Here is an 11,206-nt window from a genome sequence, read left to right on the forward strand (position 1 = left end):
CTGTTTGTAAGGAAATCTTATGCGACAAACTATTAAATATGAATTTTGGGTGGGTTTATTTTTACTGCTTGGTATCGGTTCACTGATTTTTTTAGGCTTAAAAGTGGCCAATGTACAAGGGTTTAGCGAAACCAAATCGTATCGCGTGTATGCGACTTTTGATAATATCGGTGGTCTTAAAGTCCGCGCCCCACTTAAAGTAGGTGGTGTTGTTGTGGGGCGTGTCTCCGAAATTGAATTGGATCCGCAAAGCTATTTGCCCAAAGTGACCATTGCTATTAACCAAGAATACAATAAGATCCCAGAAACCAGCTCGTTATCCATTAAAACAGCCGGCTTATTGGGTGAGCAATATATTGCCCTCAGCATTGGCTTTGATGATGGCGAAATTGCAATGTTGAAAGACGGCGATAAAATTGTCGATACGAAGTCTGCCATGGTATTAGAAGATTTGATTGGTCAATTCTTATATGGCGATAAAGAGAAAAAAGAAGCAGCCGAAACCTCGGAAGCGACGAATAAATAACGTGACAGGAGAAACTCTCAATGTTGAAAAATGTAAAATACTGGTTAGCAAAAACGTTAGTCATTTTCACCGCACTTTTTGCTGTACAACAAGCTTTGGCGGAAGATACGCCCTATGATTTAACGCAGAAAGTATCCAATAAGTTGTTTAATGACATCAAAAGCAATCAACACAAAATTAAACAAGATCCGAATTATTTAAAAACTATCGTGCGTCAAGATTTAATGCCTTACGTTCATGTGAAATATGCCGGATCTAAAATTTTGGGCCAAAACTATCAAACCGTTACGCAAGAACAACGAGATCGTTATTTCGCAGTATTAGACAAATACATTGAACAGGTTTATGCCCAAGTATTAACCCTGTATAGCGATCAAAGTATTCAAATCGGCAAAATGAAAGAAGAATCCGGTAGCCTTGCGATTGTGAATGTCAAAGTAGCACAGCCGAATAATCAACCACCGTTAAATGTTGATTTCTATTGGTATAAAAATAGTAAAACAGGACAATGGCAGGTATATGACATGACCGCAGGTGGTGCGAGCATGGTCAATACTAAGCAACAAGAATGGAGCCCGATCATTCGCAAACAAGGATTGGATGCCCTCAGCGCGCAACTACAAAAAGCTGCTGATACGCCAATTACACTGAGCAAATAAGCCATGCAACAGACACAAAGTTTACGTTGGGCATCACAAGTAAATAATGATAGAATGACGCTCCAATTATCAGGAGAGGTATCTCGTAACACGTTGTTGCCATTATGGCAGCAACGTGCTTCTTTTTTATTGGGAAAACCATCGGCAGAGCAAGACATCTATTGGGACTTAAGCCAGGTTACTCGCATAGATTCTGCCGGTTTTGCTTTATTGTGTGACTTTTTACAACACAACCAAACCCGATTGCTTAAAGGTCATGTACAAGTTTTACAGTGCCCACCTTCGGAATTACTGACATTGGCAGATCTTTTCGGCCTATCCGATTGGCTTACTCAATTTATCCCACAAGATGGAAATATTTAATGGAAACTCAAGAAATCGAAAGAATTTTAAAAGAAGCGCTTAATCTTGACGAAGTCTATGTGCAAGGTGAAAACGCACATTATGGTGTCATCGCAGTCAGCGATCAATTTGAAGGGCTCTCCAAAGTCAAACAACAACAAATGATTTACGCACCACTTCTAAATCACATTTCCAGCAATGAAATTCACGCGCTTTCTATCCGCACTTATACTGTTGAAAAATGGAAACGTGAACGCTTACTTAATCAACCGGCTTAATTTCCACAGGATATTCTCATGCAAAAATTTCGTGTTTATGGACAATCATGTTTGAAAGGCACCGTTGATATTTCTGGTGCTAAAAATGCTGCATTACCTATTCTTTTTGCTGCAATTCTGGCTACCGAGCCTGTGACGTTAACCAACGTACCGGATCTTAAAGACATTGAAACAACACTAAAAATATTACGCCAATTAGGTGTAGAGGTTGAGCGTAACGCACAAGGTGTCGTGCATTTAGATGCATCCAAAATCAATCATTTCATCGCGCCATACGAATTGGTAAAAACCATGCGCGCCTCAATTTGGGCGTTAGCACCATTAGTTGCACGTTTCAATCAAGGCCAAGTTTCTTTACCGGGAGGCTGTTCCATTGGGGCTCGTCCGGTAGATTTGCACATCAGTGGCTTGGAACGCCTTGGCGCAAAAATTGTCCTTGAAGACGGCTATGTAAAAGCCTATGTCGATAGCCGTTTAATCGGGACTCGTATCGTGATGGAAAAAATCAGCGTTGGTGCTACCCTTTCCATTATGATTGCCGCAACCTTAGCTAAAGGAACAACCGTCATTGAAAACGCGGCCCGTGAACCTGAAATTGCCGATACGGCAGAATTCCTAAATAAGATGGGTGCTAAAATCAGTGGGGCTGGTTCTGACGCTATTACTATCGAAGGTGTAGATCGCTTAACCGGCTGTGAGCACAGCGTTGTGCCGGATCGTATTGAAACCGGAACATTCTTAGTCGCTGCAGCAATTTCCGGTGGACGTGTCGTTTGTAAAAACACCAAAGCCAACACCTTAGATGCTGTAATCGATAAATTACGTGAAGCCGGTGCCCAAATTGATGTCACAGAAGATACAATCACCCTAGATATGCTTGGTAATCGTCCAAAAGCGGTCAATATTCGCACTGCACCCTATCCTGGTTTTCCAACAGATATGCAAGCGCAGTTCACCTTATTGAACATGGTGGCAAACGGCACGAGCATCATCACCGAAACTATTTTTGAAAATCGTTTCATGCACATCCCTGAATTGATTCGTATGGGAGGAAAAGCAGAAATTGAAGGCAATACGGCGATTTGTCACGGTGTTGCTCACTTGTCCGGCGCTGAAGTCATGGCAACCGATTTACGTGCATCCATTAGTCTTGTCCTTGCCGGCTGTATCGCCACAGGTGAAACTATCGTCGATCGTATCTATCACATCGATCGTGGCTATGAACGTATTGAGGAAAAATTGCGTGGCTTAGGAGCGAGAATTGAGCGTTTCTCAGAAGAAAGCGAAGAAGCGTAATTAAGACCCCAAGTAAAAAGGCTTAAGTTTGTGAACTTAAGCCTTTTTATTTTTATACGATAGATTAACGCGTAGAAAGTTGGAAAATCATCGATTCTGCTTGGCAACTAAATTCAAATGTTGCTTTCAATTTAAAGCCATTTTCCACCGCACTTATTTCACTGTTAATATTGCACGGTTCGCTTTCTGCCGCTCTCGCTTTTTCAGTTAAATACACTAATGCTTCTTTTGCCTGAGCTTCCGTTGCATAAACCTGTTCAAAATCAATGGCGCAATCGGAACCATCAATGACGGTACCAACATCAACACAACAACACACTTTAGCTTCTTCAGCTTGGCATTTTAACGAACTCATATTCTCTCCTTTATAAAATCAGTTGAAACTTTCAATTATTTTAGCATTATTAAAATACAATACAAAATTTGACCGCACTTTTCCCATCCGACTGGTCTGAACACTTTACAAAAACCGAAAAGAACGTTGCTCCGCCTCCCTGCCTTTCTTAGAATGGCCAACTTTTAAATAACAATCAATAAACTTTGACCAGACGTCACCTTCGGGCAGGCGCAGAAAAAGGTAACAAAATGACAACGAGCAAATTGACAAAAACACTCCTCTCTACACTTCTTCTTGGTGCCGCAACCGGTGCATCCGCTGCCGCATTCCAATTAGCGGAGGTTTCCACCTCCGGTTTAGGCCGTGCTTATGCAGGTGAAGCGGCAATGGCAGATAACGCCTCTGTGGTCGCCACCAACCCGGCATTAATGAGCCTCTTCAAACAAAAAGAATTTTCTGCCGGTGGTGTTTATGTAGACTCACGCATTCACATGTATGGTCCGGTAACAGCTAAAGTCCTTGGTGTTGAAGTTGCTAAAGGTTCAGCAACTCAAAACAGCGTCGTACCTGGCTCACTCGTCCCTAACATGTATTTTGTCGCACCAATTAACGATAAATTTGCAATCGGTACCGGTATGAACGTTAACTTCGGTTTAAAAAGTGAATATGACGGTAATTACGATGCAGGCCTATTCGGTGGTACAACTGACTTAACAGCAATTAATTTAAACTTTAGCGGTTCCTATCGAATTTCTGAAGGTTTAAGTGCGGGTTTAGGATTAAATGCCATTTATGCCAAAGCAAAAGTTGAACGTACCGCGGGTATTTTAGATACAGCAATTGATAACATAAGAACAACCCCTGCATTGCAACAGCAAATTGCTGCACGCGCTGCGACTGCCCGTATTCAAGCAACAGGATTAATGCAACGTTTAGGTGGTTTAGGTGCTCAAATTGAGAAAAGCACCGCGTTAACCCGCTTGCAAGGTAACGCTTGGGCATTCGGTTGGAATGCAGGTCTACTGTACGAATTTAATGATAGAAACCGCATCGGTGTAGCCTATCATTCAAAAGTTGATATTGATTTCAAAGACAATACGGCATTAAGTTATGCACCTCGTGGTACTGCAGCATATGTAGGCGAAGGTGGCTTGACACTACATCTACCTAGCTATTGGGAAGTTTCCGGTTTCCACCAACTCACCGATAAATTCTCGGTTCATTATAGCTATAAGTATACCCAATGGAACCGCTTGAAAGACCTTCATGCGACTTATAATAATGGTCAAGTAGCATTCCACAAAGATGAGGGATATCGTAATAACTCACGCTTTGCCTTGGGTACAACTTATGATTTAACAGAACAATTAGCTTTACGTGCTGGTATTGCTTACGATGAAAGCGCAGCCGGAGAGCATCATTCTGCTTCCATTCCGGATACCGACCGCACTTGGTATAGTATTGGTGCGACCTATAAATTCACACCTAATTTATCTGTGGATCTTGGTTTCGCGCATTTACGTGGTAAAAGAATTAGCTTCAAAGAAAATCAAAGTCTAGCTAATGGTTTAGTTGTTGTTGAAGCTGACTATCAATCAAAAGCCAAAGCCAACCTTTACGGTTTAAACCTCAATTACCGTTTCTAATCGGCATAAAAATTCCGCATAATATAAGCGTACTTCGGTACGCTTTTATTTTTGTGAAATAGAGAAAAATATGACCGCACTTTTTTACCGTTATTACTTATCGCCCATCGGCAAATTACTGATGCTATCTGATGGCACGTATTTGACGCATTTGGATTTTGAACAGGAACAATTTGCGCCCAATCCCAAATGGCAGGAAAACAACGATTTACCCCTGTTTACGCAGGTGTGTTCCGCTCTTGAGCGGTATTTTAACGGAGAACCGGAACGTTTTGATGACATTCCTTTGGCACCACAAGGCACACGATTTCAGCAACGCATTTGGCAGGCTCTACGCCAAATCGGCCATGGCGAAACCACAAGTTATGGCGAGTTAGCCAAACGTATTGAGAACCCCAATGCGGTGCGTGCGGTGGGTGGCGCAGTTGGGAGCAACCCGATCAGTATTATCATTCCTTGCCACCGCATTTTAGGCAAAGACGGAACACTGACCGGATTCGGTGGCGGTTTAGTCGCTAAACGTTTTCTGCTCCAGCTGGAAAATATCCCTTATATTGATAAAGGCAAAGAAACGGTTAAACCTCGTTTTTTCAAGAAATATCACCAATGATCCCAAAAACGACTGAAGAACTTCTTTCCCGCGCGCAAGCCATTGCCGGACTGAGTTTTGGAGAGTTAGCGACACAACTTGACATTCCCGTGCCACCGGATTTAAAACATGATAAAGGCTGGGTGGGTATGCTGCTTGAAACAGCACTGGGGGCAACAGCAGGCAGCAAAGCTGAACAGGACTTCCGCCATTTAGGTATTGAGTTAAAAACGCTCCCCATTAACGCGCAAGGCTATCCTTTGGAAACCACGTTCGTGAGCCTTGCCCCCCTGACCCAAAATCGCGGTGTGAATTGGCAAAATTCCCATGTGCGCCATAAGTTATCCCGCGTGCTTTGGATTCCCATAGAAGGAAGCCGTTCTATTCCCTTGGCAGAACGACACATCGGTACGCCGATTCTCTGGCAACCTAGCGAACAGCAAGAACGCCAACTGCAACGAGATTGGGAAGAACTCATGGACTACATCGTGCTAGGTCAACTGGATAAAATTAATGCACGTTTAGGCGAGGTCTTGCAACTCCGCCCCAAAGGCGCTAACAGTAAGTCCTTAACCAAAGGCATCGGCAAAAATGGCGAAATTATTGATACGCTTCCTCTTGGTTTTTACTTGCGTAAAGAATTTACCCACGAAATTCTGCAACAATTTGTGCAGCAGAGCATTTAGCCTCTTTTCATTTCATCATCAAAGCTATATGATCGCGCACCCATTTGTACTTTAAGGAAACATTATGTTTGAATGGCTATTAAGCCCTGAGGCGTTAGTCGCCTTATTTACCCTCACTGCTCTGGAAATTGTGTTGGGTATCGACAATATTATTTTAATCAGCATTCTCGTTGCCAAGTTGCCACCCAAACAACGACAACCGGGACGTATTATCGGCTTAAGCCTTGCCATGGGCACTCGAATTTTACTCCTATTAACCCTTTCTTGGATGATGCACCTGACAGAGCCTCTGTTTGAGCTCTTTGGTAAAGGTGTTTCCGGCCGAGATTTAATTCTGTTTTTCGGTGGTTTGTTCTTAATCGTTAAAAGTACCAATGAAATTCGTGAAGCGATGACACCACATACAGAAGAAGAACACCATGAAATCAGCAAAAAAGTGAGTTTTATCGGTGTGTTAATTCAAATTGCCTTGCTTGATATCGTGTTCTCACTGGATTCCGTGATCACTGCGGTGGGCATGGTGAATCAAATTGAAATTATGGTCACAGCAATTATTATTGCCGTCGGCATGATGATGTTCGCTGCGAAACCGATTGGCGATTTTGTAGAAAGTCACCCGACATTCAAGATTTTAGCACTCGCCTTTTTAATTCTTATCGGTATTACGTTAATTATCGAAAGTTTCGGTTTTCATGTATCGAAAGCCTATATTTACTTCGCTATGGGCTTCTCTGTCTTTGTGGAAGTACTGAATACAAAAATGCGTAAACACTTAGGCATGAAACTCTAAAACATCTAAATGCGGTCAAAAATCCATTCGTTTTTCTGACCGCACTTTTCAACCAAAAATAAAGGCGGTATCAAACCGCCTTTTCTTTTTCCATCTATTAGTAATACATTTCAAATTCCACCGGATGCGGTGTCATATTTAAACGTGTCACTTCTTTGCGTTTTATGTTAATAAACGCCTGTACAAATTCTTTAGTAAACACATTGCCTTGTGTTAAAAATTCAAAATCGTTTTCTAAGGCGTTTAACGCTTCTTCTAAAGAACCGGCGACAGAAGGAATATCTTTCAATTCTTCCGGTGGTAAATCATAGAGGTTTTTGTCCATCGCATCGCCCGGATGAATTTTATTCAGCACGCCATCCAAGCCTGCCATTAATAACGCCGCAAACGCTAAATACGGGTTAGCCAACGGATCCGGGAAACGTGCTTCCACACGAATGGCTTTCGGGCTGGTCACGGCAGGAATACGAATGGACGCCGAACGGTTGCTTGCGGAATACGCCAACAACACCGGCGCTTCAAAGCCCGGTACCAAACGTTTATAAGAGTTAGTACTCGGGTTGGTGAAGGCGTTTAACGCTTTCGCATGTTTGATAATTCCGCCGATGTAATAAAGTGCGGTCTCTGAAAGCCCGGCATATTTATCCCCTTGGAAAATATTTTTGCCGTCTTTACTTAAGGACATATTACAATGCATGCCCGAACCATTATCACCGGTAATCGGTTTTGGCATGAAACAGGCGGTTTTGCCGTATTCTTTTGCCACGTTATGCACGATGTATTTATAAATTTGGGTTTCATCCGCTTTCAAGGTTAAGGTGTTGAACTTCGTGGCAATTTCATTTTGTCCGGCTGTGGCTACTTCGTGGTGGTGCGCCTCAACCACCAAGCCCATTTCTTCCATTAATAAACACATCTCGGAACGAATATCATGTGCCGTATCAATCGGTGCCACCGCACAATAGCCGCCTTTTTTCAGCGGACGATAGGCATTGTTGCCGTTTTCATAACGCTTGTTGGTGTTCCACGCCGCTTCAACATCATCCACTTGATAAGAATTGCCGTTCATTGACACATCAAAACGCACATCATCAAAAAGGAAAAATTCCGGTTCCGGCCCGAAGAACACTTGATCTGCCACACCGGTGGAACGCATATAATTTTCTGCGCGAAGTGCGATTGAACGTGGATCACGATCATAGCTTTGCATTGTCGTCGGTTCCGCAATACTGCAACGGAGAGACAACGTTGGAATCTGCGCGAAAGGATCGACAACGGCAGTTTCGGCAATCGGCATTAATAACATATCCGCCTTATTAATCGCTTTCCAACCCTCTACAGAGGAACCGTCAAACATTTTGCCGTCTTCAAATAAATCCTCGTCAACCAAACTCACCGGTAAAGAAACACCATGTTCTTTGCCTTGAATATCGGTAAAACGAAGTAACACAAATTTGATGTCATTTTCTTCAATGAGTTTAAACACATTGTCAATCGCGTTAGACATACTAGTAAATCCTCTAAGACGTGGGTTAATTAAGATAAAATGGGGAAAAAGAATGCGTATAAAAATAGCATATTCTGGCCTGATTTCATAAAAGTATTTGATTCATTCACTTGAATTTTCTTCATCAAACGCCTTTTTTATTTTTCATTAAACCATCTTTTTTATTGTTCAAATTTTCTCCCATTTATTCATAGCAGACCCTCATAAAAAGTTGTATAATCTGCGCCTTTCGCATTTTTGGCACTAAAAGTGCGGTTAGAAAATTACCTATTTTTTATTATTAGCTTAGGCTTAAGAATTCTCAATGACAGATCAAATAGACATTAACAAACTGCGTAATATCGCAATCATTGCCCACGTTGACCACGGCAAAACCACATTAGTCGATAAATTATTACAACAATCCGGTACTTTCGATACAACCCGCGGTGATGCGGATGAGCGCGTCATGGACTCTAACGATATCGAAAAAGAACGCGGTATTACCATTTTGGCAAAAAATACCGCCATTAATTGGAACGGCTACCGTATTAACATTGTGGACACCCCGGGACACGCGGACTTCGGCGGCGAAGTAGAACGCGTATTATCCATGGTGGACTGCGTATTATTAGTGGTAGATGCCTTTGACGGCCCAATGCCACAAACCCGTTTCGTAACACAAAAAGCGTTTGCCCATGGCTTAAAACCGATCGTGGTCATCAACAAAGTTGACCGTCCGGGCGCACGCCCTGACTGGGTGGTCGATCAAGTGTTCGATTTATTCGTGAACCTTGGTGCCACTGACGAACAGTTAGACTTCCCGATTATTTATGCCTCCGCCTTAAACGGCGTTGCCGGTTTGGAACACGACGATTTAGCTGCTGACATGACACCGCTATTTGAAGCCATCGTCAAATACGTTGAACCACCAAAAGTGGAACTTAACGCCCCATTCCAAATGCAAATTTCCCAATTAGACTACAACAGCTATGTGGGTGTTATCGGTGTTGGTCGTATTAAACGTGGTACGGTAAAACCAAACCAAAGCGTGACTATCATCGACAGTTTCGGTAAAGCCCGCAACGGTAAAATCGGTCAGGTATTGGGACACCTTGGATTACAACGCTACGAAGAAGACATTGCCAGCGCAGGCGACATCGTGGCGATTACCGGCCTTGGCGAGCTCAACATTTCCGATACCATTTGCGACATCAACAACGTAGAAGCCTTACCAGCATTAAGCGTTGATGAACCAACCGTCACCATGTTCTTCTGCGTTAACACCTCACCGTTCTGCGGTAAAGAAGGGAAATACGTGACATCTCGTCAGATTTTAGAGCGCTTAAACAAAGAGCTTGTGCATAACGTAGCATTGCGCGTAGAAGAAACCCCAAACCCAGATGAATTCCGTGTTTCCGGTCGTGGTGAATTGCATTTATCCGTGTTAATCGAAAATATGCGTCGCGAAGGCTACGAATTAGCCGTCTCCCGCCCCAAAGTCATCTTTAAAGAAGTGGATGGACACAAACAAGAACCGTTTGAACAAGTCACCATCGACATTGAAGAGCAACACCAAGGCGCGGTAATGGAAGCTCTTGGTATCCGCAAAGGTGAAGTAAAAGACATGGTGCCGGATGGTAAAGGACGTACACGTTTAGAATATGTGATCCCAAGCCGTGGCTTAATCGGTTTCCGTAATGAATTCATGACCATGACTTCCGGTACCGGATTGCTCTACTCTAGTTTCAGTCATTACGATGATGTGAAACCGGGCGAAATCGGTCAGCGTAAAAATGGTGTATTGATTTCCAATGCGACAGGTAAAGCCTTGGCTTACGCGTTATGGGGCTTGCAAGAGCGCGGCAAACTGATGATCGATCACGGCGCCGAAGTGTACGAAGGTCAAATCATCGGTATTCACAGCCGTTCTAACGACTTAACTGTGAACTGCTTACAAGGGAAAAAACTCACCAATATGCGCGCTTCCGGTAAGGATGACGCCATTGCGTTAACCACACCAATTAAATTCAGCCTTGAACAAGCCATTGAATTTATTGATGATGACGAATTGGTGGAAATTACCCCGCAATCTATCCGCATCCGTAAAAAATTATTAACGGAAACGGATCGTAAACGTGCAAATAGAACAACAACCAGTACGAGCACACATTAATTCATCTAAAATATAAAAGTGCGGTGCGTTTTTCAAAAGTTTTGCGGTATTATGTAGCAGTTGCACAAAGACCGAAAATTGACTAAAACCGCATTCCAAATTAAGTGCCTTTCCGAGATGATCTTGCGAAAGGCATTTATTTTTCCTGAAATTCTACGCGATTTTTCACGCAAATTCTTCATTTTCCGTTGATTTAGACGTGAGAAATTCGCTCGACCGTGATTTCGGTAAGCTAATTATCCCTTTCTATTTAAATTTGATGAAATATCGGTAAGGCTATTGCAATCTACGCAGCTAACAGCATTTCATCGTACTTCATGTTAAAAATACAAATTTCTGTCAAACGATACAAATAATTGTCGCCTTATAATCCAAATCATTTATAATCTACTTAC

At 42.7% G+C, this 11,206-nt stretch carries 12 protein-coding genes; 10 read left to right on the forward strand and 2 right to left on the reverse strand.

Going from position 1 to position 11,206, the window contains the following annotated elements:
• Positions 1-19: 19 nt before the first annotated feature.
• From mlaD to murA, 5 genes are read left to right on the forward strand one after another with little or no spacing between them, the layout of a single operon-like run.
• Positions 20-526, forward strand: a complete 507-nt coding sequence (gene mlaD / locus DK415_RS09070) for an outer membrane lipid asymmetry maintenance protein MlaD (protein WP_109433355.1) — start codon at positions 20-22, stop codon at positions 524-526.
• A 20-nt stretch (positions 527-546) separates the two neighbouring features.
• A complete protein-coding gene (mlaC, locus tag DK415_RS09075; RefSeq protein WP_109433356.1) occupies positions 547-1,185 on the forward strand; it encodes a phospholipid-binding protein MlaC in 639 nt (212 codons plus the stop codon).
• A 3-nt stretch (positions 1,186-1,188) separates the two neighbouring features.
• On the forward strand, positions 1,189-1,548 hold the full coding sequence (locus DK415_RS09080; RefSeq protein WP_109433357.1) for an STAS domain-containing protein: 360 nt from the start codon (positions 1,189-1,191) through the stop codon (positions 1,546-1,548).
• Positions 1,548-1,805: a BolA family protein gene (locus tag DK415_RS09085; RefSeq protein WP_048748960.1), complete on the forward strand. Its 258-nt coding sequence runs from the start codon at positions 1,548-1,550 to the stop codon at positions 1,803-1,805. Before DK415_RS09080 ends, DK415_RS09085 begins: the two co-directional genes overlap by 1 nt.
• An 18-nt stretch (positions 1,806-1,823) precedes the next feature.
• Positions 1,824-3,101 carry a UDP-N-acetylglucosamine 1-carboxyvinyltransferase gene (murA, locus tag DK415_RS09090; RefSeq protein ID WP_109433358.1) on the forward strand — a complete coding sequence of 426 codons (1,278 nt, stop codon included), beginning with the start codon at positions 1,824-1,826 and terminating at the stop codon, positions 3,099-3,101.
• 64 nt (positions 3,102-3,165) lie between these two features.
• Here the strand turns inward: murA and DK415_RS09095 are convergent, their stop codons facing one another.
• Positions 3,166-3,456 carry a YfcZ/YiiS family protein gene (locus tag DK415_RS09095; protein ID WP_109433359.1) on the reverse strand — a complete coding sequence of 97 codons (291 nt, stop codon included), beginning with the start codon at positions 3,454-3,456 and terminating at the stop codon, positions 3,166-3,168.
• 230 nt (positions 3,457-3,686) lie between these two features.
• On the opposite strand from DK415_RS09095, the gene DK415_RS09100 reads away from it, so the two are divergent.
• The 4 genes from DK415_RS09100 (at position 3,687) to DK415_RS09115 (ending at position 7,149) form a co-directional block, all read left to right on the forward strand.
• On the forward strand, positions 3,687-5,084 hold the full coding sequence (locus DK415_RS09100; protein WP_109433360.1) for an outer membrane protein transport protein: 1,398 nt from the start codon (positions 3,687-3,689) through the stop codon (positions 5,082-5,084).
• 70 nt (positions 5,085-5,154) lie between these two features.
• Positions 5,155-5,694, forward strand: a complete 540-nt coding sequence (locus DK415_RS09105) for a methylated-DNA--[protein]-cysteine S-methyltransferase (protein WP_109433361.1) — start codon at positions 5,155-5,157, stop codon at positions 5,692-5,694.
• Entirely contained in the window at positions 5,691-6,359 is a 669-nt protein-coding gene (gene mutH / locus DK415_RS09110; protein ID WP_109433362.1) for a DNA mismatch repair endonuclease MutH, read from the forward strand. The genes DK415_RS09105 and mutH overlap by 4 nt, the downstream gene beginning before the upstream one ends.
• Positions 6,360-6,423: 64 nt before the next feature.
• Positions 6,424-7,149, forward strand: coding sequence for a TerC family protein (locus DK415_RS09115; RefSeq protein ID WP_109433363.1), 726 nt, complete (start codon positions 6,424-6,426; stop codon positions 7,147-7,149).
• Between the two features lie 97 nt (positions 7,150-7,246).
• Here the strand turns inward: DK415_RS09115 and glnA are convergent, their stop codons facing one another.
• On the reverse strand, positions 7,247-8,656 hold the full coding sequence (gene glnA, locus DK415_RS09120) for a glutamate--ammonia ligase (RefSeq protein WP_109433364.1): 1,410 nt from the start codon (positions 8,654-8,656) through the stop codon (positions 7,247-7,249).
• A gap of 304 nt (positions 8,657-8,960) precedes the next feature.
• Here glnA and typA point away from each other — a divergent pair, with 304 nt between their 5' ends.
• Positions 8,961-10,811, forward strand: coding sequence for a translational GTPase TypA (typA, locus tag DK415_RS09125; protein ID WP_109433365.1), 1,851 nt, complete (start codon positions 8,961-8,963; stop codon positions 10,809-10,811).
• Positions 10,812-11,206: the final 395 nt, after the last annotated feature.

The sequence above is a fragment of the Aggregatibacter segnis genome (genome assembly GCF_003130075.1).
Taxonomy (GTDB): Bacteria; Pseudomonadota; Gammaproteobacteria; order Enterobacterales; family Pasteurellaceae; genus Aggregatibacter; species Aggregatibacter segnis_A.

Coding starts and splice junctions, on each gene's coding strand:
- mlaD (WP_109433355.1), top strand. CDS start 20: ATGCGACAAACTATTAAATATGAATTTTGGGTGGGTTTATTTTTACTG.
- mlaC (WP_109433356.1), top strand. CDS start 547: ATGTTGAAAAATGTAAAATACTGGTTAGCAAAAACGTTAGTCATTTTC.
- DK415_RS09080 (WP_109433357.1), top strand. CDS start 1,189: ATGCAACAGACACAAAGTTTACGTTGGGCATCACAAGTAAATAATGAT.
- DK415_RS09085 (WP_048748960.1), top strand. CDS start 1,548: ATGGAAACTCAAGAAATCGAAAGAATTTTAAAAGAAGCGCTTAATCTT.
- murA (WP_109433358.1), top strand. CDS start 1,824: ATGCAAAAATTTCGTGTTTATGGACAATCATGTTTGAAAGGCACCGTT.
- DK415_RS09095 (WP_109433359.1), bottom strand. CDS start 3,456: ATGAGTTCGTTAAAATGCCAAGCTGAAGAAGCTAAAGTGTGTTGTTGT.
- DK415_RS09100 (WP_109433360.1), top strand. CDS start 3,687: ATGACAACGAGCAAATTGACAAAAACACTCCTCTCTACACTTCTTCTT.
- DK415_RS09105 (WP_109433361.1), top strand. CDS start 5,155: ATGACCGCACTTTTTTACCGTTATTACTTATCGCCCATCGGCAAATTA.
- mutH (WP_109433362.1), top strand. CDS start 5,691: ATGATCCCAAAAACGACTGAAGAACTTCTTTCCCGCGCGCAAGCCATT.
- DK415_RS09115 (WP_109433363.1), top strand. CDS start 6,424: ATGTTTGAATGGCTATTAAGCCCTGAGGCGTTAGTCGCCTTATTTACC.
- glnA (WP_109433364.1), bottom strand. CDS start 8,656: ATGTCTAACGCGATTGACAATGTGTTTAAACTCATTGAAGAAAATGAC.
- typA (WP_109433365.1), top strand. CDS start 8,961: ATGACAGATCAAATAGACATTAACAAACTGCGTAATATCGCAATCATT.